Here is a 24190-nt window from a genome sequence, read left to right as displayed (position 1 = left end):
TGTCACCGTGCGTATTCCTCCCCTCACGCGCCGCCGCCCGACCCGACTCGCCGTGCTGCTGCTCGCGGCAACCACCGCGGCCGCGCTGACCGCGGGCTGCGGCGGCACCGGCACCGGTTCCTCCGGCGGCGACACCGTCACCGTGTACTCCGCCGACGGCGTCGGCGGCTGGTACAAGAACCGCTTCGCCGAGTTCACCGCGCAGACCGGCATCGCGGTCGACCTGGTCGAGGCCGGGTCCGGGGAGGTGGTCAACCGGGTGGACAAGGAGCAGTCCAACCCGCAGGCCGACCTCGTGGTCACCCTGCCGCCGTTCATCCAGAAGGCCGAGGCCGCGGGCCTGCTGCAGCCCAGCGGGATCGACACCTCGGCCGTGCCCGCCGCGGACAAGGACCCCGACGGCACCTACGTGACCCTGGCCAACAACTACCTGTGCTTCATCGCCAACGGGTCGGTCGACGCGAGCGCGCTGACCTGGGACGACCTGCTGAAGCCGGAATACAAGGGCAAGCTGCAGTATTCGACCCCCGGCCAGGCGGGCGACGGCACCGCCGTGCTGATCCTGCTGCAGCAGCTGCTCGGCAAGCAGGGCGCGCTGGACTACCTGGGCAGGCTGCAGGCCAACAACGTCGGCCCGTCCTCCTCGACCGGCAAGCTGCAGGCCAAGGTCGACAAGGGCGAGCTGCTGGTGGCCAACGGCGACGTCCAGATGAACCTGACCACGGTGCGGGAGAAGGGATCGACGTTCTCGGTGTTCTTCCCCGCGGGCGCGGACGGCAAGCGCTCCACCGTCGCCGTCCCGTACGTGATGGGCCTGGCCAAGGGCGCCCCGCACAAGGACGCCGCCACCCGGCTGATGACCTACCTGCTCGGCGCGGAGGCGCAGGCGAAGCTGGGCCCGGAGGCCTTCGCCGTTCCCGCCCGCGCGGAACTGCGCGCCGGGGAGACCGCGGGCCCGACCACGGTGCTGCGGGGCGTCGAGGTACTGCCCGTGGACTGGACCAAGGTCCTGAGCGAGCTGGACGCGGACCTGGCCGCGTACCAGAAGGCCACCGGCAGCTGAGCGGCGCGGGCCACGAGGAGCGCGAACGATGAACGACGGACACGGAATCCGGACCCGATCCGCCACGACGGCCACCGACTCGACGGCCGAACCCGCCATCGTGTTCGACCGGGTCGGGGTCAGCTACGGGCGCGGTCGCGCCGCGGCGGTCGCCCTGCGCGACTTCTCACTGCGCGTCGCGGCCGGGGAGACCGTCGCGCTCCTCGGGCCGAGCGGTTCGGGCAAGTCCACCGCGCTCAAGGCGCTGGCCGGTTTCGTCCGGCCGACCACGGGCACGGTGCGGCTGGCAGGCCGCGACGTCACCGATCTGCCGCCCGCGCGGCGCGGGATCGGCGTGGTCGTCCAGTCCTACGCGCTGTTCCCGCACATGACCGTGCGCGGCAACGTGGCCTTCGGCCTGCGGGCGCAGCGGGTCCGCCGCGCCGAGATCGCCCCGCGCGTGGCGGAGGTGCTGGAGATGGTCGGCATGGCGGGGTATGCCGACCGGCTGCCCCGCGAGCTCTCCGGCGGCCAGCAGCAGCGGGTCGCGATCGCCCGCGCCCTGGCCATCCGGCCGAAGGTGCTGCTGCTCGACGAGCCCCTGGCCGCCCTCGACGCGCAGCTGCGGCAGTCGATGCTCGGCGAGCTGCGCGACCTGCGCACCGCGCTGCCCGGCACCGCCATGATGTACGTGACCCACGATCAATCAGAGGCGCTGGCGCTGGCCGACCGCATCGCGGTGATGCGCGATGCCCGCCTGGTCGACATCGACACCGCCGAGAACCTGTGGCAGCGCCCGCCTTCCGGGTTCACCGCCGCCTTCCTCGGCGGGGCGAACCTGGTGCTCTGCACGGTCAACCGGGTCGCAGGCGGCAGCGCGCTGGTCACTGCGGGCACCGCCACCCTGCGCGCGCACGCGCCCGAACCCGGGGTGGGTCAGGGTGATTGGGCGCCGGACAGCGCGGCCCTGCTCTGCGTGCGTCCGCACACCGTCCGGCTCGGCGCGGCCGGCGCCGCCGAGTCGATCGCGGGCACCGTGGTGTCGAGCGTGTGGCGCGGCGCGACCACGCGCGTCTCGGTCGCGCTCCCCGGCCTCGACACCGAGATCGCCGCCGACGTCCCGGGGCGGCACACCCACGCGCCCGGCGCCCGGGTCGGCCTCCGCTTCGCCGACCCGGCGGGCGTGCTGATCCCCGCGGCGGTGGAGCGCTCGTGAACACCGCCGTCACGACCCCGCCGCCCGCCCGGGTCTCCGTGCCGCGCCCGCGCCGGGTGCGGGCCGCCGTGTGGTGGACGCTGCCGCCGGTGACCGTCGTCGCGCTGATCGCGGGCTACCCGATCCTGCGGGTGCTGACCGAGTCCACCGTCACGCCCACCGGCCGCGGCCTGTCGGTGTGGACATCGGTGGTCGGGTCGCCGCAGTTCCGCGACGCGCTCTGGCGCACCGTGTCCATCGCGGCCTGCTCCACGCTCGGCTGCCTGGTGCTCGGCACCTTCCTGGCGGTCGTGCTCGCCTTCGTCCCGTTCCCCGGATCCGCAGTGGTCGGCAGGCTGATCGACACGGTGCTGACGCTGCCGTCCTTCCTGATCACGCTCGCCTTCACCTTCCTCTACGGCACCGCGGGCGCGGTCAACGCGCTGATCGCCCGGATCACCGGGAGCCCAACCCCCGCGCTGGATTTCCTCACCACCCCGCTCGGGGTGGTGCTGGCCGAGGTCACCTTCTTCACCCCGTTCGTCGTCCGGCCGCTGCTGGCCTCCTTCGCGCAGCTGCCGCGCGAACAGCTCGACGTGGCGGCCGCGCTCGGCGCCTCGCCCTGGCGCGTGCTGCGGCAGATCGTGTTGCCCGAGGCGTGGCCCGCGCTGGCCGCGGGCGGCAGCCTCGTCCTGCTGCTGACCCTCAACGAGTTCGGCATCGTCCTGTTCACCGGCGCGAAGGGCGTCATCACGCTGCCCGCGCTGATCTACACCCGCGGCATCGTCACCTTCGACCTGCCCGGCGCGGCCGTCCTGGCCACCGTGCAGGTGGCGCTGTCGCTGACCCTGTACCTCGGCTATCGCCTGATCTTCGCCCGCGTCACCCACCGGAAGGGGGCCTGAACCGTGCTCGTCTGGACCCGCCGCGGCAGGGCTGTGCTGATCGCCGTGTTCGCGCTCGTCGTGCTCGTCGTGTTCGTCGCGCCGCTGGCCACCGTCGTCCTCGCCGCGCTGGCGGGCCGCTGGACCGGGCCGCTGCCCTCGGACCTGGGCACCGGCCACCTCGCCGCCGCGCTCTCGGGAGAGCAGCTGGCGAGCCTGTCGGTCAGCCTGCAGACCGCGTTGCTGGCGGGCGCGGTCGCGCTGGTGCTGGGGACCTGGGCCGCGCTGGCCGCCCGCGAGGCGCCGTCGTGGGTGCGCCGAGGCACCGACGCCGTGTTCCACCTGCCGGTCGCGGTGCCGTCGGTGGCGATCGGCCTCGGCGTGCTCATCGCCTTCAACCAGCGGCCGCTGCTGCTGGGCGGCACCACGTGGATCGTCGTCCTCGCCCACACCGTGCTCGTCCTGGCGTACGCGTTCAGCGCCGTGTCCGCGGCGCTGGACCGCCTCGACCCCGCCTACCGGCAGGCCGCCGAATCGCTCGGCGCCGGACCGGTCCGGGTGCTGTGCCAGGTGACGCTGCCGCTGCTGCTGCCCGCCCTGGGGGCCGCGGCGGGGCTGGCGATCGCGCTGTCGATGGGCGAGCTCGGCGCGACCATCATGGTCTACCCGGCCACCTGGAAGACGCTGCCGGTGAGCATCTTCGCCCAGACCGACCGCGGCGAGATCTTCGACGCCGCGGCCGGGACGACGGTGCTGGTCGCGGTGACGCTGCTCGCCCTCGTCGTGCTCGGCCGGCTGCGCGGGCGGGCCGCCCTGCGCTGATCGGGCCCGCAGTCACCCGGCGGCCATACGATGAATCCGTGTCCGTACTACCCCTGATCTTCACCGCGGGCTGGGCCAGCGGGATCAACGCCTACGCGGTGGTGTTCCTGCTCGGCCTGTTCGGCCGCATCGGCTGGGCCGCCGACGTCCCGCCGGGCCTCCAACGCACCGACGTGCTGGTCGCGGCGGCCGCGCTGTTCCTCGTGGAGGCGGTCGCCGACAAGATCCCCTACCTGGATTCGTTCTGGGATTCCTTCCACACCGTCGTGCGTCCCGCGTCGGGCGCCGTCGTCGCCGCGCTCATCGCCGGCCAGGACGATTCCCTGCCCACCCTGTTCGCCGCCGCGGTCGGCGGCACCACCGCGCTGGCCAGCCACGTCGTCAAGGCGGGCACCCGCATGGCGATCAACACCTCGCCGGAACCGGTCACCAACGTCGTGGTCAGCACCGCCGAGGACCTCGGCGTGGCGGGCGTGGTCACCCTCGCCGTCTTCTTCCCGATCCTCGCGGCCGTGATCGCCGCGATCGTGCTGGCCGTCGGGTTGTGGATCGTCTACGCGTCCTGGTCGCGGATCAGGCGCTACCGGCGGCGCCGCAGGGAACGCCGCGCGGCACGCGCCGGTGGGGGAGCGGCGTCGCCGGTGTGAGCGGCCCGCCCCGGCCCGCCGCGACGAGCCCGGCGTGCTCGCGCGGCGCGGGCGAGCGCCGGGATCCGGTCGGCGCGTGGGGGATCAGAGCAGCGCGCCGGTGTCGACCGCCGTCAGGCCGCCGTCCACCCGCAGGTCGTGACCGTTGACGTAGGCGGCGTCCGAGGAGGCGAGGAACGCGACCGCGGCGGCGACGTCGTCGGCGGTGCCGACCCGGCCCGCGGGCGTCGATCCCGCCGCACCGGCCCGGGCGGCGGCGGAGAGTTCCGCGCGGAAGGCCGGGGTGTCGATGTAGCCAGGGCTGACGGAGTTCACCCGGATCCGGCGGGGCGCGAGTTCCGCGGCGAGGGAACGGGTGAGGTTGTGCACCGCGGCCTTGCTCGCTGCGTACAGCGCCGAGCCCGGCACGCCGCGGTGCAGGCCGAAGGACGCGTTGACGACGATCGCGCCGTGCTCGCGCAGGATCGGCAGCGCCCGCTGGATGGTGAAGAACGCGGCCTTGAGGTTGCTGTCGACGACCCGGGCGAACAGGTCCTCGGTCACCTCGGCGACCGGCTGGAACGACCCGATGCCCGCGTTGGCGAACAGCACGTCGAGGTGCCCGAACCGCGCGCGGACCTCGGCGATCAGCGCGTCGACGTCGGCGAGGTCGCCGCCGTCGCCCGCGACCCCGTGCGCCGCCGCGCCGAGCGAGGCGACCGCCGCGTCGAGCCGGGTCCGATCCCGTCCGGTCACGACGACCCGCGCGCCCTCGTCGATCAGCCTGCGCGCGGTCGCCAGGCCCATCCCGCTGCTCCCGCCGGTGATCAGCGCCGTCTTACCCTCGAATCGGAAACCGTTGTGCGTCATGGGTCGAGCCTCGCCCGGCGCGGGGCGCGCCGCCAGTGCGTGGTGAACAGGGGTGTGCCACCACCACCCTCACGCGGTGCGGCTCGCGAGCGAGGAGGCCCGCAGGGCGGCCAGGCGTTCGGCGGTCCCGGTGTCCGGGCGTGGGTTGTAGAGCACCAGCGAGCGGTCCGGCTGATCGGCGATGATCAGGGTGGTGGCGTCGAAGTACAGTTCTCCGGCGTCCGGGTGCCGCAGGGCGTTGATCGCCTGCGCGGGCACACCCACGTCGTGACGTTGCCACAGCCGCGCGAAGTCGGGGTCACGGCTCGCGAGTTCGGCGGCGACCCGCTGGAACTCCCCGTCCCCGGCCGCCCGCGCCGCGTCGGCCCGATAGGCCGCGACGACCCCGGGCGCGGCGTCGGCCCACAGCGCGGGCAGCCCCCGATAGCGCGGACTGGTGAAGAAGGTCACCAGGCAGTTGTGCGGCCTGCCCGGCACACAGCCGAAGACCGCGCCCGCGAGTTCGTTGAACGCCAGGATGTTCCAGTACCGGTCCCGCACGATCGCGGGACCGCGCTCCCAGCCGTCCACGATCCCCCGGATCTCCGGGCCGACCTCCGCCCCCGAGGAGCCGACCACCGCGGGCGGATTCAGCCCGGCCAGCACGTACAGGTGCGCCCGCTCGGCGTCGTCGAGCCGCAGCACCCGGGCCACCGCGTCGAGCACGTCGCCGGAGACGGTGATGTCACGCCCCTGCTCGAGCCACGTGTACCAGGACACCCCGACCCCGGCGAGCATCGCCAGTTCCTCGCGCCGCAGTCCCGGCGTCCGCCGGTTCCCGGCCGCGGGCAGCCCCACCTCGGCCGGGCCGATCCGGGCCCGCCGGGTCCGCAGGAATTCCTTGAGCTGTGCCCGGCGCGCCACCGAAGCCGCACTCGTCATACCGTCCACGGTAGTCAGCGCACCTGCGGCGCCACCTTCGACCCGAGCAGCTCGATGCTGTGCAGCACCTGCTCGGGCGGCAGGGTGCCGACGCTGGTGTGCAGCATGAATCGGTCGAGGCCGAGGGTGTCGCGCACGTCGGCGATCTTCTCCGCGACGCGGTCGGGGGAGCCGACGAACAACGAGCCGCCCGGGGAGCGGAGGGCGTCGAACTGGTCGCGTGTCATCGGTCCCCAGCCGCGTTCCCGCCCGATCACGGACATGGCCCGCGCGTAGGGGGCGTAGAAGTCGGCCACCGCCCGGTCGTCGGTGTCGGCGACGTAGCCGTGGGCGTGGACCGCGACCGGCTGTGGTTCGTGCCCGCCCTGTTCGAGGGCCCGGTGGTAGAGGTCGACCAGGGGCCGGAACCGGGCGGGCTGGCCGCCGATGATCGCCAGCGCGAGCGGCAGGCCGAGCAGACCCGCCCGGACCACCGACTCCGGGCTGCCGCCGACCGCGATCCAGACCGGCAGCGGCCTGCCGTCGGTGCGCGGGTAGACCACGGCCTCGCGCAGCGGCGCCCGGAACCGGCCCGACCAGGTGACGGGTTCCTCCTCGCGCAGGTGCAGCAGCAGCGCGAGCTTCTCCTCGAACAGGGCGTCGTAGTCGGCGAGGTCGTAGCCGAACAGCGGGAACGACTCGGTGAACGAGCCGCGCCCGGCCATCAGCTCGGCGCGCCCGTTCGAGAGGCCGTCCAGGGTCGCGAATTCCTGGTAGACCCGGACCGGGTCGGCGGAGCTCAGCACCGTCACCGCGCTCGTCAGCTGGATGCGTTCGGTGCGCGCGGCCGCGGCGGCCAGGACGACGGCGGGCGCCGAGGCCGCGAAATCGACCCGGTGGTGCTCGCCGACGCCGTAGACGTCGAGGCCGGCGGCCTCGGTCGCGACCGCCTCGTCGACCACCTGACGCAACCGTTCGGCGGCCGTCGGCGCGGGCCGGTCGCCGACCGCGTAGCGCTCGGCGAAGGTGGTGAGTCCCAGTTCCATGGCTGCTCCGTTTCCGGTCGGCGTTGCTGGTCAGCTTAAACGGACCGTGGTCCGAAAACATTCCGGTGTGCGGGTGGGCGCCGGGTGGGCGCGCGACGGCACGCCCATTAGTCTGGTGAAATGTCTGTCAGTACCCGTCAGCCGCTCGTGCCCGGCGTCCAGTCGCCGATTCGCGACGTGCCCCGTTCCATCGAACGCCCGGAGTACGTCTGGAAGAAGACCGCCAACGAGGGCAGCGAGCCCTGGGTGCAGACCGCCGAGACCATCGAGAAGATGCGCATCGCGGGCCGGATCGCGGCGCGGGCGCTCGAGGAGGCGGGTAAGGCGGTGGCGCCCGGCGTGACCACCGACGAACTGGACCGCATCGCCCACGAGTACATGTGCGATCACGGCGCCTACCCCTCGACCCTGGGCTACAAGGGCTTCCCGAAGTCGTGCTGCACCTCCCTCAACGAGGTGATCTGCCACGGCATCCCCGACTCCACCGTGATCCAGGACGGCGACATCGTCAACATCGACGTCACCGCCTACATCCACGGCGTGCACGGCGACACCAACCGGACCTTCCTCGCCGGCGACGTCGACGAGGAGGTGCGCCTGCTCGTGGAACGGACCGAAGAGGCCACCAACCGCGCCATCAAGGCCGTCAAGCCCGGGCGCGCGCTCAACGTCATCGGCCGCGTCATCGAGTCCTACGCCAACCGCTTCGGCTACGGCGTGGTTCGCGACTTCACCGGCCACGGCGTCGGCCCCACCTTCCACAGCGGCCTGGTCATCCTGCACTACGACCAGCCCAGCATCGAGTCGGTCATCGAGCCCGGCATGACCTTCACCATCGAACCGATGATCAACCTCGGCGGCATCGACTACGACATCTGGGACGACGGCTGGACCGTGGTCACCAAGGACCGCAAGTGGACCGCGCAGTTCGAGCACACCCTGGTCGTGACCGACACCGGCGCCGAGGTCCTGACCCTGCCGTGAGCGGGGCGCGGGTCGAGTCGCCCGGCGCGGAGCCGTCGGCGCCGCCGTTCGACGAGCGCGCGGGCGCGGCATGGACATGAGGGGCGTGCGCGGCGCCCTGCTGATCGCCGGCACCACCTCCGACGCGGGCAAGAGCGTGGTGGTGGCCGGCCTCTGCCGGCTGCTGGCCCGGCGCGGGGTGCGGGTCGCGCCGTTCAAGGCGCAGAACATGTCCAACAACTCCGTCGTGACCCCCGACGGCGGCGAGATCGGTCGCGCGCAGGCGCTCCAGGCCCGGGCGTGCGGGCTCGAACCCAGCGTCCGGTTCAACCCGGTGCTGCTCAAACCCGGCAGCGACCGCCGCTCCCAGCTCGTGGTGCGCGGCAAGGCCGTCGGAACCGTCGGCGCCCGCGACTATTTCGAACACCGGCAGCGTCTGCGCGAGGTCGTCGCCGACGAACTCGCCGCGCTGCGCGCCGAATTCGACGTCGTGATCTGCGAGGGCGCCGGTTCCCCCGCCGAGATCAACCTGCGCGCCACCGATCTGGCGAACATGGGTCTGGCCCGCGCGGCGGATCTGCCCGTGCTCGTCGTCGGCGACATCGATCGCGGCGGCGTCCTCGCGCATCTCTTCGGCACCGTCGCCGTCCTGGAACCCGAGGACCAGCGACTCGTCTCGGGCTTCCTGGTCAACAAGTTCCGCGGCGACGTCGACCTGCTCCGGCCCGGCCTGGAACAGCTGGAGGCCCTGTCCGGCCGCCCCACCCTCGGCGTGCTCCCGTTCGCCCCCGACCTGTGGCTCGACGCCGAGGACTCCCTCGGCACCGTCGCGGGCGCCCCGGTGGGCCGTCCCGCCCCGCCGCACGGCCGGGACTGGCTGAGCGTCGCCGCCGTCCGCCTGCCGCGCGTCTCCAACTCCACCGACATCGAGGCGCTGGCCTGCGAACCCGGCGTCGCCGTGCGCTGGGCCGACCGCCCCGACCAGCTCACCGGCGCCGACCTGGTCGTCGTCCCCGGCAGCAAGGCCACCGTCTCGGACCTGAACTGGTTGCGCGCCAACGGCCTCGGCGACGCCCTGCGCGCCCGTGCGGCCTCCGGCCGTCCCGTGCTCGGCATCTGCGGCGGCTACCAGATGCTCGGCACCCGCATCGACGACGACATCGAATCCGGCGACGGATCCACCGAGGGCCTCGGCATCCTCGACCTCGACATCACCTTCGCCGACCCGAAGATCGCCCGCCGGTCCACCGGCACCCACGGCCGAATCCCCGTCGCCGGCTACGAGATCCACCACGGCCGCGTCACCCGCACGGCCGAGTCGCCCTGGCTCACCGTGGACGGCGCGCCCGAGGGCGCGGCCCGGGGCGGGGTCTGGGGCACCCACCTGCACGGGCTCCTGGAGAACGACGTCTTCCGCCGCGCCTGGCTCGCCGAGGTGGCCGCCCACGCGGGCCGCACCGGATTCGCCTGCGCCCCGGACACCTCCGTCGCCGACGTCCGCACCGCCCAGCTCGATCTGCTGGCCGACCTCATCGAAGCCCACGTCGACCTCGGCGCCCTGCGAGACCTCATCCGCGACGGCGCCACCCCGGATCTGCCCGTGATCCGGACCGCCCTGTGACGGCCGGACGGCTCCGCGCCACGACCTTTCTGAACTTTCGCGACCATCTCTTCGGCGCCGACAGCGCGCACGGTTACCGCTGGATCGACCTGCGCGCCTTCGTCTTCCCCGATGGTCCCGCCGATCAGCTCCTGGTCGGCCTCCTCGCCGCGACCGACTACCGCGACGACTACGTCGGCGGCGGCGTGGATCCGGCGGGGAGGGTCCACGGCCCGTATCACCTCGCCGCGATCACTCCCGCGGCCTTCGCCACCGTGGACACGGCGACGGCGGACGCGATCGTGGACCGGTGGCTGCACCTGCACGGCCCGATCCCGCCCGGTCTGGCGGCCGAGATCGACACCACCGTGTACCGGATCCTCCACCGGGCCGACACGATCCACGTCCTGGAGGATCCGGGCGCTCACGCCCGCCACGACTACGGCTGGATCCACACCGAATTCCACGAACTGGTCGCGATCGGGCCGGGCCCGGGCGAAGTGACGCTGATCGTCCTGGCCGACGACTGACGGTTCCCTGTCCGGCACCGGCCTCTTCGGCGCCGAGGGGATGAGCCGCGGACCGATCCGGTGCCCGGACCGGCTGTCAGTACCGCCAGGCCGATTCGCGTGCCGAGTCCCGCGCCCGCGCGATCATGCCGTCGATCTCCGTGCACAGCCGACCCGTATCGATCGGCATCGCCTCGATCCGCTCGCCTTCGCGGATCAGGTAGCGGCCGTCGTCGACGTAGTCGATGACGGTGATCTGGGTGCCCCGGTCGGTCGAGCCGTCCAGTGCCGCGCCGTGGTCGACCCGGACCTCGGCGTAGGTGCGGAACGGTCGCTTGATCAGCCGGGTCGCCCGCTCACCGGCCGACCGGTGCATGGATCCGCGGTCCACCGGCTGGTCGAACTCCGAGCGATGGATGTCGACCGCGGGCTCCGCGCCAGGCCGCACGTCCGGCAGCACACCGAGCAGCTGCCGGACCACCGTCTGCGCGGGCCGCAGGGACACCATGATGTTGGCGCCCTCGCGGAACTCCGCACCCGGAATCTGCGCCGCCACCGCGCCGTTGCCCGCTTCGATCGTCGCGCAGGCCCGCACCATCCGGTCCCGTCCGTCGCGCCGGTACCCGAACATCTCCACCCGCACCTCCGGATGCGCCAGCGCGTGCAGGGCGTGGAAGAGCGCTTCCTCGTGCCGCATGCGGTCGATCATCGAGTTCGCCGCCGTGCGGCACGACTCGTCGAACTCGGCCTGCGAGGCGGCCCCCGACCGGAACTGCAGCGGAAACGGCATCCGGTCGCGGCCCAGCGTCTCCCAGACGACCCAGAACTCGAACTGGGTCAACTCCCAGGTACCGCTCATGCATCCCCGCCGATCACCGGTGGCACGTGCTTCTCGTCCGGACCGAGCAGTTCCTCGTAGACCCGGCGCAGCCAGTCGGGCGCGTTGTGCTCCGACTCGTCCTCCTTGCCGCCACCCCGGCCGGGCGCACCCATACCACCCATGCCGCTCATCCCCGAACGCGCGGTCCCGGCCGCCGCGGTGGTGCCCGCACCCGCCGCCGTCGGATTCTGCTGTCCCGTACCGGGAATGCTCTTCCCGGCCCCGGGGGTGCCGCTTCCGGGGCTACCCGAACCCGGCCCGCCGGATCCGGTCGGGTTGGTCCCCGCCGGATTGGTCCCCGCCGGGTTGGTGCCGTTCGGCGTCGTCGGGTTCGTGGTCTCCGGTGTGGTCGACTGCGGGGTCGTCGACGACGGATTGGTGCTCGTGTCGTCGTCGTTGTCGTCCGTGGTGGTGTCGTCCGGGTTCTCCGTGGTCGTGGCCGGATTCTCGGTGGTCGACGCCGGATTGGTGTTGGGGTTGGTGCCGTTGGGCGTGGTCCCGTTGGGGTTGCCGGACCCGTTGCCGTTGCCGTCGCCGTCGTTGTCCGGGATCTCGCCGTTCGGCTTCGCCTGCGGCGTCACCGGCAAGGGCACCTTGGGCACTTTGGTGTCGGCCTGCAAGGCCACCGGCCGGTAGACCGTCTGCATGATCTCGTTGGCCTTGTTCTCGGCGTTCTGTGCGCGGCGTTCGTCGGTGCCGGAGATGAACCAGCCGGTCACGCCGCCCGCCCCCGGCAGTACCGAGTTGGCGACAATGTTCACGCCGCTCGCCAGAATTCCGCCCGACCGGCCCTCCGAAGGCTGGGGCACCTGGTAGTACACCTGCTGGAACCCGGTGTATGCCTCTTCCATCTTGTTCGCGATGAGCGAGGCGGCCTGGTCGACCTTGTGCACATCACCCAGGTAGCTCTTCACGCTCGCCAGCGCGCTGTCGGCCGCCGAACCCGACCAGCCCCGCTGCATCTCCTTGGCGATATTGTCGTGGAACGCAGTGGCTTTGGTGGTGGTGTCCGTCGCCAGGTCTTTCCAGGACTGCACGCTGTTGCTCATCTCGGTGAGCTTGATCGAATCGATGAACTCCATGATCTTGGCATGGGGAACTCCGACGAAGTTCTCGATGACACCGTCGACCAGCACCGGCGCGGTGTACTCACCGGAGAAGCCCTGTCCGAGGGTGGCGTTCTCCGCGTAGAGCCGGTTCCGGGCATTGTTGCCATCGGTCTGGGCGTTCTTCTCCGGTGTGGTCGGGCTGATCCCGGAGGTGAACAGGTCGGTCACCCGGCCACCGAGGTAGCCGAGTGCCGACAGCGTGTAATCGTATGAGTCGCTCATCTTTCCCCCGTGCGTCAGCCCAGATTGTTCGTCTTGGCCTTGATTGCCGCCTGGGTCTGCTCGTCGCAGGCCTGATAGGCGGCGCCTGCCTTGCGGTACATGTCGGCCATGGCTTCGATGACCTCGATGTGTTGGCGTGCGGCTTCGGAGTAGGACCCGGAATTCGCGCCGCCGTCGGCCAGATCGGAGAACTTCTTGCCGAGTGCCTTGGCCGAGGCGAGATTCCCGAATGCGTCAGCGCGGACCAGACCACGGCTTCTCGTCGACAGGTCACGAAGCTGCCCAGCGTAGTCATCGCACCACTTGGCGCACCGCTCTGCGGCATCGAACTCGATGATCAACCGACCCGCTGCGGCTTCTCCCGCAAGGCGCTGTAGTTCTTGGACCATCGTGGCAGGATTTGTCACGGACGCTACCTCCTATGGATTTCCGCTCGGCCGCACTACTCCGGGAGGCTGGCGGCGATCTGCTCGGCGGCGCGTGTGGCGAAGGTGCACGGGTCGGTGCTGGTCTTGCTGTCGACGAATTTGTCGGTCGATACAGAGATCACGCCCTTTGTCGACTCGAACGCGATATCGCATTCCACCGGAGGGTTCTCTGTGCCGACGTACGACTGAACCGCTCTACGTCCGCGGATCTGCACGTCCTTGAAGTCGTGGAAGAGGCCGTTGGCCCTATAGTCGGCCATGGTGTACGAGGTGGCGCTGACCAGCATGTAGTGGCCCCATCGCTCATCCGACTTGTCCGCACGCCACTTGCAGCCGACGAACCTCTCGCGATCGCGGCCGAAGGGCTTCGTGTCCTTGGTCGCCGGATCCGCACCGGTCGCGGCAATCACACTGTCTGGCAGCGTGCACGGATCGAACAACTGCTCCTTGGACAGTGGTACCCCCGCTGCGCTGGTCGTCGGCGCCCCGGACCCCGTGACGGTCTCCCCACATCCCACGACGGCGAGCGCCACCGCGCACACCCCGGCCACGACACCGATCACCCGCATGGGTACCCCCGACCTTCGACTCGACTCCGGGTCACGATAGCAGAGACATCGGGGGCCGCCGACTCGGCCGAAACCGCGCCCACCTGCGCAAACATGAGTTCGTCCCCTCATCAGGCGCGTCCTTTCCCCACAACGTCTCGATGGATAGGACGCGCCTGACCCCGATCCGGTTCCCATTTCGGCAGTGGCTTCCGCATCGTTGTGGCCCGGCGGTGCCGCACTGCACCTTGCGCGCGGCCGCCGACCGGGCAATCGAGGGGACGGGTCTCTGGTTCAGTGGAAGCTGGTGTGCCGATCAGGCACCGTCCAGTGCAGCACGCTGTATATGGACGGCCGGCGCCATCTCCTCCGTGCGTCAGCCGAGATTGTTCGTCTTGGCTTTGATGGCCGCCTGGGTCTGTTCGTCGCAGGCCTGATAGGCGGCGCCTGCCTTGCGGTGCATGTCGGCCATGGCTTCGATGACCTCGATGTGTTGGCGTGCGGCTTCGGAGTAGGACCCGGAATTCGCGCCGCCGTCGGCCAGATCGGAGAACTTCTGGGCCAGCGCCTTGGCCGAGGTGAGATTGCCGAAGGAGTCTCTACGCACCAGTCCTCGGCTTCTCGTCGAGAGGATGCGCAGTTCACGAGCGTAGTCGTCGCACCATCTCGCACACCGCTCGGCGGCGTCGAACTCGATGATGAGGCGGCCGGCCGAGGCTTCGCCGGCCAGGCGCTGGAGTTCCTGGACCATGGTGGCTGGATTCGTCATCGTCGCTCCCTGGTTGTCAGCTGGGCCCTGCCCTACTTCGGCAGGCTCGAGACCACCTGCTCGGCGGCCTTCGTCGCGAAAACGCAGGGATCGGTAGTCGTCTTGCTGTCGACGAACTTGTCGGTGGAAACGGAGACGATCCCCCTCGAGGTGTTGAAGGCGATATCGCATTCAACCGGCGGGTTTTCGTTGCCGACGTACGATCGCAGACCTGCACGGCCACCGATCTGGACATCAACGAAGTCGTGGAAGAGTGAGTTCGCCCGATAGTCCTCGAGGGTGTAGGTGGTCGAACTCACCATCATGAAGTGGCCCGAACGGCCATCCGAGTTCTCGGCCATCCACTTGCAGGCACGGAACCTCGACGGTTCCCGACCCAGTGGGTTCGTGTCCTTGGTGGCCGGGTCCGCACCGGTCGCGGCGATCACACTGTCTGGCAGTGTGCACGGATCGAACAGCTGCTCCTTGGACAGTGGTGTCCCCGCTGCGCTGGTCGTCGGCGCCCCGGACCCCGTGACGGTCTCCCCGCATCCCGCGACGGTGAGCGTCACCGCGCACACCCCGGCGACGACACCGATCACCCGCATGGGTACCCCCGACCTTCGACTCGACTCCGGGTCACGATAGCAGAGACATCGGGGGCCGCCGACTCGGCCGAAACCGCGCCCACCTGCGCAAACATGAGTTCGTCCCCTCATCAGGCGCGTCCTTTCCCCACGACGTCTCGATGGATTGGACGCGCCTGACCCCGATCCGGTTCCCATTTCGGCAGTGGCTTCCGCATCGTTGTGGCCCGGCGGTGCCGCACTGCACCTTGCCGCGGCCGCCGACCGGGCGACCGAGGGGACAGGTCTGAGATTCAGCAGGTATGTGGTCTGCTGGTGAGGGACCGCCCAGTGCAGCACGCGGTGTATGGGGCAGCGTCGGCGACAGGTGTATGCATCTCGGTCTTCCCCAGCGCTCATCATCGGGGGTAGAGGATCGGCGGGCGGCGTCCAGCGCGTGCGTCACCCGAGATTGTTCGTCTTGGCTTTGATGGCCGCCTGGGTCTGTTCGTCGCAGGCCTGATAGGCGGCGCCGGCCTTGCGGTACATGTCGGCCATGGCTTCGATGACCTCTATGTGCTTGGTGGCGGCATCGGCATACGAACCGGTACCCGCGCCGCCGAGTGCCAGATCGTTGAACTTCTTCCCCAGCGCGATCGCCGAGGTCAGTTTTCCGAAGGAGTCGACGCTCACCAGGTTCTGCGTCCTCGCTACGAGTCGGCGCAGGTCCGTGACGTAGTCGTCGCACCATCGTGCACAACGCTCAGCGGCGTCGTACTCGATTATCAATCGTCCTGCGGACGCTTCCCCCGCCAGACGTTGGAACTCTTTCGTCATCTCGGTCGGTGTCGTCATCGAATCAGCTCTCTCAACCCGGCCGCGATCACCGGGGTACCGAAGGAGCGACCTGTTCCGCGGCGATCGCGGCGAACTTGCAGGGATCAGTCGATGTCTTGCTGTCGATGTACTTGCTGGCGGTCACGAATATCACGCCTTGCGAGGTGGTCGAAAACGCGATTTCACACTCGCTCGGAGGCTCGGCCGTACCGAGGTTGAATTGGATGGCGTCGCGATCTCCGACCTTGACTGCACGGAAATTGCGGTAGTAGCTGTTGGCTCGGAAGTCATCGAGGGTGTGTGTTGTCGACCCCACTGTGATGAAGTGGCCCCATCGCCCATCGGACCCCTTGGCTTCCCACTGGCATCCCTTGAACTGCTCCCGGTCGACGCCGAACGGGTGCGACTCACGCCAACTCGGATCCACACCGGTCGCCGCGATCACACTGTCCGGCAGCGTGCACGGATCGAACAACTGCTCCCTGGACAGTGGTGCCCCGGCAGCACTGGTCGTCGGTTGTCCGGACCCGGAGACGGTCTCCCCACAACCCACCACAGCGAGCGCCACCGCGCACAGCCCGGCAACGACACCGATCACCCGCATGGATACCCCCGGCCCTCTCCTCGACTCCGGCTCACGATAGCAGAGACCGCAATCGCCACCCCATCTGCCGAAACCGCTTCTACCTGCGAAGATGTCACACAATCCGCTTCGCGGCGCGTCCCTTGACGCAACGTTCTCGATGAATTGGACGCACGACTCACCAGCCGGGTTCCCTCGATTTCCGGGTGCCGTCCTGGGCCGGCCGCGCGCGGCCGGAGCGGTGACACGCGGATGAGGCAGGAGCTGATCTCCGAGAGCAACTCACGCGGCTGTCCCCGCTCGGCGATCGTGGATACAGTGGCCGAAACGTGCGCGGGCGTTTCGGAATCCGTGTGAATCGGCGGGAGGGGCTGCCTCGGTGAATGCCGAACTGCGGGGGCTCACGGTGCGGGTCGATACCGGCCGGTGGAGTGGGGTGCTGCTGTCGGGAGTGGATCTCGTGGTGCCCGCCGGGCAGGTCACCGCCGTGCTCGGTGGGCCGGGCGCGGGTAAGTCGATGCTGGCGGCGGCGCTCGCCGGGCGGCTGCCGGCGGCGGCCGAGGTGTGCGGGCAGGTGCGGGTGAACGGCGAAGTGGTCGAGGGGCGGCGGTGGCCGCGGCTGTGGGGGAGCGTGGTCGGGTTCGTGCCGCAGGACGGCGTCACCGCGTTCGAGCCGGGGGACACGGTGGGGGCGCAGCTGCGGCGGGTGGAGCGGCGGCATCGCGCGTGGACGGTCGAACGGGCCTGTGCCGCGGCGAGTTACCCCGGGTACGCGAGGGATCTGCTTCCCGCGCAACATTCCGGCGGGCAGATCCAGCGGGCCGCCCTCGCCGCCGCGTTGCTGCCCGCGCCCCTGATCCTGATCGCCGACGGGCCCACGAACTCCCTGGACCCCTGGACCGCCCACGAGGTGTGGACGGCATTGCGCGACTACGCCGACGCGGGCGCGGCGGTGCTGGTGGTCAGCAACGAGATCCGCATGCTGGTCACCGAGGGGTTCGCGGATCGGCTGGTGATCGTGCACGCCGGGGCGGTGATCGCGGCGGGGACACCCGGCGAACTGGCCGAATCGACGCAACCCATGGTGCGCCTGCTGCTCGGAGCGGCGATGTGACACCGTGTCCCGGCGCGGCTGCCGGCGGCGGCCGCTGCTCGGTGCAGCGCGCGGTATGCGGCCGGTATTTCGCCGAGCTCACGATCGGCGTCGCGGGACCGGAAGGCGGCGCACGCGCCACGTGACGGCTACGGGCGGGGGATGGCCTCGGAGAGGGTGGAGGCGGCCGCGGCGGCGATGGTGCACAGGTCGTTGGTGACCTTGCTGTCGGAGAAGCGGCCCGCGGTCACCGCGACGGTGCCCTGGCCGCTGTCGAAGGCGACGCCGCATTCGATCGAGGGGGTGCTGGTGCCGACCGAGAACTGGAGGGCGGTGCGGTTGTCGAAGGCGATCGTGCGGAAGTCGCGGTAGTTGTCGTTGCGGCGGATGTCGTCGAGGGTGTGCGAGGTCGACGCGATCTGCAGGAAGTGGCCGGGGTTGGAGCCCGCGGCGTCGGTGGACCACCGGCAGGTGATGAAGCCGATCTTGGAGGCGCCGAAGGGGTTGGTGTCCTTGGTGGCGGGGTCGGCGCCCGCGGCGGCGAGGATGCGATCGGAGACGGTGCACGGGTCGAACAGCTGCATGGTCGCGGCCGGGGTGTTGCGGACGGTCGGTGGTGCCTCCACCGGGCCCGTGCCACCCTCGGCGCTGCCCGAGCAGCCCGCCAGCACCGCCGCAGCACCGACGATCGCCATGATGCCGATTACACGCATTGCCATTCCCCATACCTCGAAAGTCGGCTCACCGTAACAAAGCTCGCCGTGCGTTGCAGAACAATGAGATCCTCGCTGTGGATGATCCATCATGGATCTCCTGGCCCTCGGGCACCCTGCGCCCCAGGTGTACCAGCAGAAATTACGGCGAAAGGGCCGGTCGGCGCGCGGGCCGACCGGTGCGGGTTTCCGGTATACCGGGCTTACGGTCCGGAGCGGGCTACGCGTCGCGGACGCGGTCGCCGAACCCCGGGAACGCGGCGAGGGCGAACAGCAGGGCCGGGCCGCCGAGGATCAGCATGCCGATGAGCCACAGGAAGTCCGTCGCCGCGGCCGCGGGGGTGTGATAGGCGTGGTTGATCGAGCCGATGTCGATGAGAACCGTACGCGCGCTCACGATCTCGCCCGCGTGGACGTCGGCCAGGCGCACCTCGCGCCCGTCCTCGAGGATCCGCCCGACTCCGGCCCGGCTGCCGGTGCCGATGGAGCCGATCGACCCCTCCTCGATCCGCACGGTGACCTCGTCGCCGAGCCCCAGCAGATAGGCGACGGCGTTGACGGGCTGCACGGCGCCGAAGACGGCGCCGGCGCCGAAGAGGAGAGCGAGGACCCCGAAGGCCATCCGGCGCAGTACCGACGTCATCCGTGCCCCCTTCGTCCCCGCGAATCGGTCCGTGCGCCATGGTACGGACGAAACGACCGCCACCCCGGTGGATTTGCCGGATCCGGCCCGCGACCGGGAGCGGGCTCGCCGGTGTGTGGGCGGTCTCCTCCCGCGTGGTGCACCACACCGTGTGAGAGTTCCCGCAATCGGGGGGTGCCCGGGTGTGAAACCCCAGTACACGGGCGGAAACAGACCGGCGGAAGCTGACGTAACGCGCTGCCGCTCTCAGGCGGAACGTGTACGGTACGACGACATGAAATCGCGGCAGATCACGGTCGGTGAACGGGTCTTCACGGTGCGGGTCGACGGCCCCGACTCGCGGCACAGTGTGCTGTTGTTCCCGGACTCCGGCGACCCTGCCGACGTCTTCGACAAGGTGTGTGAGCGCCTGCACAACTCCGACCTGCGGACGGTGGTCGTCGAGTCGGTCGACGGCCTGGAACCGGCCGACGTGCACGCGATCCTCGACGAGGTCGGCGTGCCCTACGTCAACGTCGCCGGGCGCGGCGCGGGCGCGGCGCTGGCGTGGCGGCTGTGCGCGGGGCCGTTCGGGCGGTTCATGAGCCTGGTCGTGGCCGACGCCGGACATCCGGCGGTCGACGGCGCCGCCGTGGCCCCGATGGAACTGCCGGTCACCATGCTGGTGAGCAACCGGACGCCGCGCGCGACCGCGGACGCCTCCGGTCGCTACGTCTACGGCGAGTTCCGGGTGGTGCCGGTCGACGTCGACGACATCGCCGCCGACGCCGACGCCGAACTGGCCACCGAGATCGTGCTGCGCACCAGCCTCTGGTGACTCGGCTGACTCAGCGCTTCACGTAGCCGGCCAGCCAGTCCAGCCAGCTGTCCATCTCCTCGAACGCGGTGGCGCGCACGGCCTCCGAGGACAGGAACACGTCGTGGCGGGCGCCGTCGATCGGGACGATGTTCGTGCGGTCGCCCAGGCAGCCCGCCCAGCGCTGGATCTGGGTCACGTCGAGCACGGCGTCGGCCACGTCGACGGCCGGGCTGTGCTCGCGGGCGAACTTGGTGATCCGCGAGCGCAGGATGAGCGCGGGCGCGCCGATGTCGAGGCCGCGGTGCAGCTGGGCGTGGCCGCGGCGGATGGCGCGCAGCCAGCCGAGGCGCACGGCCTCGCCGGCCAGCGGCTTCCAGTCGAGGTTGTAGTCCCATTCGCCCGCCTTGGAGTGGTGCAGGCTGTCGCCGTAGGCGGTGCTTACGCCGGCGCCGGGCAGCTCGGCGAAGGCGCGCAGCTTGCCGACGGCGTTGATGATCGGCGTGCCGACGCTGCGGTAGTAGGCCGGGCCCTGCAGATCGAACCACGGGCTGTTGAGGACCACGCCGGACACGCCCGTCGCGTCCGCGCCGCGCACCGCGCGCAGCCGGTCCAGCCACAGGGCCACGACGAGGCCGCCGGTGGAGTGGGCCACGATCAGCACGTCGGTGCCGGTCTCCTCGCGGATGATGCGCAGCGACTCGTTCAGTTCGGCGTCGTAGAGCGCGAGATCGCTGACGTAGTGCGGTGTCTGTCCCTCGCGGCGGGAGCGGCCGCACTTGCGCAGGTCGAGCGCGTAGAAGCGGTGGCCGCGCGCCGCGAAGTGCTCGGCCAGGTGCTCCTGGAAGAAGTAGTCGGTGAAGCCGTGGACGTAGAGGACGGCGGGCGCGGTGGCGGGCGCGCTGCCCTCGGGGAGATGACGCACGAGCGTGGCGACCGCCTCGCCCTCACCGTCGGGATCGGGGCCGAACGACAGCGTGCGCTGCTGGTAGTCCGCGCCGAGGACATCGAGTTGCCACAGTTCGTCGGTCCGGGTGGGCGAGTCGGAGCCGAGCGACGTTTCGTTGGTCACACTGCCCAATCTAGCCCGAGGTCGCCGTGACGTGCAGTGTTGGCATTCGTCACATTCGGCAGGTCGGTTGCACGCTCGCGGTCCGCTGAGGTGCACAATTGGCATCAGGTGAACGACGGGTAACCTACCCACGGCGATTCACAGCATTCGCTCCACACCAACAGCGCCGCACGGCTCCACCCCCCAGGGAAGGGCCCGCGACGAAGGACAAGGAAGTCGATCTACTCGTGCCGAACGCTGCCAAGACTGAAAAGACCGATGTAGTACTCATCGGTGCCGGCATCATGAGTGCCACGCTGGGCGCGCTGCTGCGGCAGCTGCAGCCCGAATGGTCGATCTCGGTGTTCGAGCGGCTCGACGCCGCCGCCGCGGAGAGCAGCGACCCGTGGAACAACGCGGGCACCGGTCACTCGGCGCTGTGCGAGCTGAACTACAGCCCGCAGAACGCCGACGGCTCCGTCGACATCGGCAAGGCCGTCGACATCAACGAGCGCTTCCAGGTCTCGCGGCAATTCTGGGCCTCGGCGGTCGACCGCGGCATCCTCGGCGACCCCTCGGGCTTCATCAACCCCATCCCGCACGTCAGCTTCGTGCACGGCGCCGACAACGTCGAGTACCTGCGCAAGCGGTACGAGGCGCTGGCGCCGCACCCCCTGTTCCGCGGCATGGAGTACATCGACGACCCGGCCGTCTTCGCCGAGCGCCTTCCGCTGATGGCCAAGGGCCGCGACTTCTCCGACCCGATCGCGCTGAACTGGACCGACGGCGGCACCGACATCGACTTCGGCGCGCTGACCAAGCAGCTGCTGGCCTACATCGGCTACAGCGGCGGCGAGATCGCCTTCGGCCACGACGTGCGCAACCTGAGCAAGCAGAAGGACGGCTCGTGGAACGTCACCGTCCGTAACGAGCGCACCCACAAGACCCGCACGCTGAACGCGAAGTTCGTCTTCGTCGGCGCGGGCGGCGGCGCGCTGCCCCTGCTGCAGAAGTCGGGCATCAAGGAGGCCAAGGGCTTCGGCGGCTTCCCGGTGTCGGGCCAGTTCCTGCGCTGCACCAACCCCGAGCTCATCGCCCAGCACGACGCCAAGGTCTACGGCAAGGCCGCCGTCGGCGCCCCGCCGATGTCGGTGCCGCACCTGGACACCCGCGTCATCAACGGCAAGGAGGGCCTGCTGTTCGGCCCGTACGCCGGCTGGACCCCGAAGTTCCTCAAGGACGGCTCCAACGCCGACCTGTTCAAGTCGATCAAGCCGAACAACATCGGTTCGCTGGTCGGTGTCGGCCTGACCGAGCTGGGCCTGACCAAGTACCTGGTCACCGAGCTGCTCAAGTCGCAGAACGGCAAGGTCGCCACCCTCGAGGAGTTCATGCCGCGCGCCGAGGGCCGCGACTGGGAGCTCATCACCGCGGGCCAGCGCGTCCAGGTCATCCGCCGCAAGGGCGCGGGCGGCGTGCTCGAGTTCGGCACCGCCGTGATCTCCGCCGGCGACGGCACCATCGCCGGCCTGCTCGGCGCCTCGCCGGGCGCCTCGACCTGCGTGACCGCCATGCTCGACGTGCTGCAGCGCTGCTTCCCGCGCGAGTACGCCGACTGGACCCCGCAGCTCAAGGAGCTCATCCCCTCGCTGGGCGTGAAGCTGTCCGAGGACCAGGCGCTGCTCGCCGAGGTGCGGGACTGGACCAACACCTCGCTCAAGCTCACCGGCGGCGGCAACACGCCGCAGCGCGACGGTATCGCGAGTCTCGCCGGAGTGTGATAGCAAGACGCGATGATGTCAACGGTCGCAATCAAGAGGTCCTGGGCGGCGGATCTGGACACCGCCACCCTGTACCAGCTGTTGAAGCTTCGCGTCGAAGTGTTCGTCGTCGAGCAGAAATGCGCCTACCCCGAGCTGGACGGGCGTGACCTGCTGCCGGAGACCCGGCACCTGTGGCTCGACGACGAGGGGGAGGTCATCGCGACCCTGCGGCTCCTCGAGGAGCACACCGACGGGGTGAAGAGCTTCCGGATCGGCCGGCTGTGCACCGCCGTGCCCGCGCGCGGGCACGGTTACACCACGCGGCTGCTGCAGGCCGCGCTGGCTGAGACCGGCTCGTCGGTGGTGCGGCTCAACGCCCAGAAGTACCTGGTCGAGCTCTACGCCAAGCACGGTTTCGTCCAGGACGGCGACGAATACGTGGAGGACGGCATCCCGCACGTCCCGATGCGCAAGAACTGAGCCGGACCCGACGGCCCCCGGAACCCGTTCCGGGGGCCGTCGCCGTCGCGCCCGGGGCGGGGCGGCCACCCGAGGGCGACGCGGCGTGCCTAAGCTCGGAGCGTGCCCGGTTCAGCGAAATCCACCGCCCAGCTCGACCCCGCCCTGCGCGCGGAGCCGGGTTTCCCGTTCTCCGCGATCGTCGGTCAGGAACGGCTGCAGCTGGCGCTGATCCTGTCGGCCGTGCACCCGGGCATCGGCGGCGTGCTGGTGCGCGGGGAGAAGGGCACGGCCAAGTCGACGGTGGTGCGCGCCCTGGCGCACCTGCTGCCCCCGGTGGTGGACGAGACCGGAGCCCGGCCTGCGCGGCTCGTCGAGCTTCCCGTCGGCGCCACCGAGGACCGGGTCGTCGGCTCGATCGACCTGGAACGGGTGCTGCGCGACGGCGAACAGGCGTTCCGCCCCGGCCTGCTGGCGGCCGCCCACCACGGCGTGCTCTACGTCGACGAGGTGAACCTGCTGCACGACCACCTGGTCGACGTGCTGCTCGACGCGGCCGCCATGGGCCGCGTGCACGTCGAACGCGACGGGGTCTCGCACACCCACCCGGCCCGGTTCGTTCTCGTCGGCACGATGAATCCCGAAGAGGGCGAACTGCGTCCGCAGCTGCTCGACCGCTTCGGCCTCACCGTCGACGTCGTCGCCTCGCGCGAGGTGGACACCCGGATGGCGGTCGTGCGCAGGCGCCTGGACTTCGAGGCCGATCCCGCCGGGTTCGCGGCCGCCTACGCCGACGCCGATCGCCGTGTCGCCGAACGCATCCTGACCGCGCGCGGCCGCCTGGAGCGGGTCGCGCTCGACGACCGCGAGCTGCGGCGCATCGCGGCGCTGTGCGCGAGCTTCGACGTGGACGGGATGCGCGCCGACCTGGTGGTCGCCCGCACCGCGACCGCGCACGCCGCCTGGCGCGGCGCCGACCGGGTGACCGCCGAGGACGTCCGGGTGGCCGCCGAGCTGGCGCTGCCGCACCGGCGGCGACGGGATCCGTTCGACGAGCCCGGTATCACCGAGGAGCAGCTCGACGAGGCCATGGACCGGGCGGCCGACGAGGTCGACCGGTCCGCCGCGGCCGACGAGCTCGAGTCCTCGCACGGTGAGGGGGAGCCGGACGACGATCCCGACGGCGACGGCCCCGGCGGGGGCGGCCGACCACGGGACGGCGGCCCGGGACCGGACGGCGGCCCGCCCCCCGGCACCGCCCCCGCTGCCCCCGGCTCGGACGACGCGGACGACG

General features: G+C 70.7%; 27 protein-coding genes. 13 read left to right on the top strand and 14 right to left on the bottom strand.

The genetic code is table 11. The features are described 5' to 3' along the window. Positions 1-7 precede the first annotated feature (7 nt). Genes ON36_RS18355 through ON36_RS18335 form a run of 5 tightly spaced genes read left to right on the top strand, consistent with a single transcriptional unit; the run spans position 8 to position 4590 of the window. Complete coding sequence (locus ON36_RS18355) at positions 8-1063, top strand: 2-aminoethylphosphonate ABC transporter substrate-binding protein (RefSeq protein ID WP_169334713.1); 1056 nt, start codon at positions 8-10, stop codon at positions 1061-1063. A gap of 28 nt (positions 1064-1091) precedes the next feature. After that, positions 1092-2258, top strand: a complete 1167-nt coding sequence (locus ON36_RS18350; protein ID WP_052314105.1) for an ABC transporter ATP-binding protein — start codon at positions 1092-1094, stop codon at positions 2256-2258. Between the two features lie 38 nt (positions 2259-2296). Further along, positions 2297-3142, top strand: coding sequence for a 2-aminoethylphosphonate ABC transporter permease subunit (locus ON36_RS18345; protein ID WP_052314108.1), 846 nt, complete (start codon positions 2297-2299; stop codon positions 3140-3142). 3 nt (positions 3143-3145) lie between these two features. Next, positions 3146-3943: an ABC transporter permease gene (locus ON36_RS18340; RefSeq protein WP_043654868.1), complete on the top strand. Its 798-nt coding sequence runs from the start codon at positions 3146-3148 to the stop codon at positions 3941-3943. A 38-nt stretch (positions 3944-3981) separates the two neighbouring features. After that, entirely contained in the window at positions 3982-4590 is a 609-nt protein-coding gene (locus ON36_RS18335) for a DUF4126 domain-containing protein (RefSeq protein WP_043654865.1), read from the top strand. Between the two features lie 84 nt (positions 4591-4674). Here the strand turns inward: ON36_RS18335 and ON36_RS18330 are convergent, their stop codons facing one another. The 3 genes from ON36_RS18330 to ON36_RS18320 all read right to left on the bottom strand — a co-directional run bounded on the left by ON36_RS18330 (position 4675) and on the right by ON36_RS18320 (position 7385). Further along, complete coding sequence (locus ON36_RS18330) at positions 4675-5439, bottom strand: SDR family NAD(P)-dependent oxidoreductase (RefSeq protein WP_043654862.1); 765 nt, start codon at positions 5437-5439, stop codon at positions 4675-4677. 69 nt (positions 5440-5508) lie between these two features. Beyond that, complete coding sequence (locus tag ON36_RS18325; protein ID WP_043654925.1) at positions 5509-6360, bottom strand: helix-turn-helix transcriptional regulator; 852 nt, start codon at positions 6358-6360, stop codon at positions 5509-5511. A 14-nt stretch (positions 6361-6374) separates the two neighbouring features. After that, on the bottom strand, positions 6375-7385 hold the full coding sequence (locus ON36_RS18320) for an LLM class flavin-dependent oxidoreductase (protein ID WP_043654860.1): 1011 nt from the start codon (positions 7383-7385) through the stop codon (positions 6375-6377). Positions 7386-7505: 120 nt separating this feature from the next. Between ON36_RS18320 and map the strand changes: the two genes are divergently transcribed. From map to ON36_RS18305, 3 genes are all read left to right on the top strand, one after another. Further along, on the top strand, positions 7506-8369 hold the full coding sequence (gene map, locus ON36_RS18315) for a type I methionyl aminopeptidase (protein ID WP_043654857.1): 864 nt from the start codon (positions 7506-7508) through the stop codon (positions 8367-8369). A 76-nt stretch (positions 8370-8445) separates the two neighbouring features. Next, positions 8446-9969, top strand: a complete 1524-nt coding sequence (locus tag ON36_RS18310) for a cobyric acid synthase (protein WP_085999643.1) — start codon at positions 8446-8448, stop codon at positions 9967-9969. Continuing rightward, entirely contained in the window at positions 9966-10478 is a 513-nt protein-coding gene (locus ON36_RS18305; protein ID WP_043654853.1) for a hypothetical protein, read from the top strand. Before ON36_RS18310 ends, ON36_RS18305 begins: the two co-directional genes overlap by 4 nt. Before the next feature lie 76 nt (positions 10479-10554). Here ON36_RS18305 and ON36_RS18300 read toward each other — a convergent pair whose 3' ends face one another. The 8 genes from ON36_RS18300 to ON36_RS18265 all read right to left on the bottom strand — a co-directional run bounded on the left by ON36_RS18300 (position 10555) and on the right by ON36_RS18265 (position 16399). Beyond that, positions 10555-11316, bottom strand: a complete 762-nt coding sequence (locus ON36_RS18300; protein WP_043654851.1) for an ESX secretion-associated protein EspG — start codon at positions 11314-11316, stop codon at positions 10555-10557. Next, positions 11313-12668, bottom strand: a complete 1356-nt coding sequence (locus ON36_RS32845) for a PPE domain-containing protein (RefSeq protein ID WP_052314104.1) — start codon at positions 12666-12668, stop codon at positions 11313-11315. Before ON36_RS32845 ends, ON36_RS18300 begins: the two co-directional genes overlap by 4 nt. 14 nt (positions 12669-12682) lie before the next feature. Continuing rightward, positions 12683-13057, bottom strand: coding sequence for a hypothetical protein (locus ON36_RS18290; protein WP_169334712.1), 375 nt, complete (start codon positions 13055-13057; stop codon positions 12683-12685). A gap of 53 nt (positions 13058-13110) precedes the next feature. After that, positions 13111-13665 (bottom strand): DUF3558 domain-containing protein, encoded by a 555-nt coding sequence (locus ON36_RS18285; protein ID WP_043654845.1) that lies wholly within the window; start codon positions 13663-13665, stop codon positions 13111-13113. A gap of 355 nt (positions 13666-14020) precedes the next feature. Beyond that, the gene (locus ON36_RS32840; RefSeq protein WP_157224935.1) at positions 14021-14413 is read right to left on the bottom strand and encodes a hypothetical protein; all 393 of its coding nucleotides are present in this window, start codon (positions 14411-14413) and stop codon (positions 14021-14023) included. 32 nt (positions 14414-14445) lie between these two features. Then, positions 14446-15000, bottom strand: a complete 555-nt coding sequence (locus ON36_RS34885) for a DUF3558 domain-containing protein (RefSeq protein WP_043654842.1) — start codon at positions 14998-15000, stop codon at positions 14446-14448. A gap of 420 nt (positions 15001-15420) precedes the next feature. Next, positions 15421-15813 carry a hypothetical protein gene (locus ON36_RS34880; protein WP_157224934.1) on the bottom strand — a complete coding sequence of 131 codons (393 nt, stop codon included), beginning with the start codon at positions 15811-15813 and terminating at the stop codon, positions 15421-15423. Between the two features lie 28 nt (positions 15814-15841). Next, complete coding sequence (locus ON36_RS18265; protein ID WP_043654834.1) at positions 15842-16399, bottom strand: DUF3558 domain-containing protein; 558 nt, start codon at positions 16397-16399, stop codon at positions 15842-15844. Between the two features lie 358 nt (positions 16400-16757). Here ON36_RS18265 and ON36_RS18260 point away from each other — a divergent pair, with 358 nt between their 5' ends. Further along, on the top strand, positions 16758-17492 hold the full coding sequence (locus tag ON36_RS18260; protein ID WP_043654831.1) for an ATP-binding cassette domain-containing protein: 735 nt from the start codon (positions 16758-16760) through the stop codon (positions 17490-17492). Positions 17493-17620: 128 nt separating this feature from the next. Here the strand turns inward: ON36_RS18260 and ON36_RS18255 are convergent, their stop codons facing one another. Both ON36_RS18255 and ON36_RS18250 read right to left on the bottom strand, forming a co-directional pair. After that, positions 17621-18190, bottom strand: coding sequence for a DUF3558 domain-containing protein (locus tag ON36_RS18255; protein WP_157224933.1), 570 nt, complete (start codon positions 18188-18190; stop codon positions 17621-17623). A gap of 214 nt (positions 18191-18404) precedes the next feature. Next, a complete protein-coding gene (locus tag ON36_RS18250; RefSeq protein WP_043654821.1) occupies positions 18405-18827 on the bottom strand; it encodes a hypothetical protein in 423 nt (140 codons plus the stop codon). A gap of 274 nt (positions 18828-19101) precedes the next feature. Here ON36_RS18250 and ON36_RS18245 point away from each other — a divergent pair, with 274 nt between their 5' ends. Further along, the gene (locus tag ON36_RS18245) at positions 19102-19644 is read left to right on the top strand and encodes a beta/alpha barrel domain-containing protein (RefSeq protein WP_043654818.1); all 543 of its coding nucleotides are present in this window, start codon (positions 19102-19104) and stop codon (positions 19642-19644) included. A 10-nt stretch (positions 19645-19654) separates the two neighbouring features. On the opposite strand, the gene ON36_RS18240 is transcribed toward ON36_RS18245, so the two are convergent. Further along, a complete protein-coding gene (locus ON36_RS18240; RefSeq protein ID WP_373281809.1) occupies positions 19655-20695 on the bottom strand; it encodes an alpha/beta hydrolase in 1041 nt (346 codons plus the stop codon). Between the two features lie 284 nt (positions 20696-20979). On the opposite strand from ON36_RS18240, the gene mqo reads away from it, so the two are divergent. The 3 genes from mqo to ON36_RS18225 all read left to right on the top strand — a co-directional run. Continuing rightward, a complete protein-coding gene (gene mqo / locus ON36_RS18235) occupies positions 20980-22455 on the top strand; it encodes a malate dehydrogenase (quinone) (RefSeq protein ID WP_052314102.1) in 1476 nt (491 codons plus the stop codon). 12 nt (positions 22456-22467) lie between these two features. Beyond that, a complete protein-coding gene (locus ON36_RS18230; RefSeq protein ID WP_043654811.1) occupies positions 22468-22917 on the top strand; it encodes a GNAT family N-acetyltransferase in 450 nt (149 codons plus the stop codon). A gap of 102 nt (positions 22918-23019) precedes the next feature. Beyond that, on the top strand, positions 23020-24190 hold a 1171-nt coding region (locus ON36_RS18225), incomplete at its 3' end, for a magnesium chelatase ATPase subunit I (protein WP_245558127.1).

Source organism: Nocardia thailandica NBRC 100428 (assembly GCF_000308795.1).
GTDB lineage: Bacteria > Actinomycetota > Actinomycetes > Mycobacteriales > Mycobacteriaceae > Nocardia > Nocardia thailandica.
This window is presented reverse-complemented; position numbering and strand designations above follow the sequence as displayed.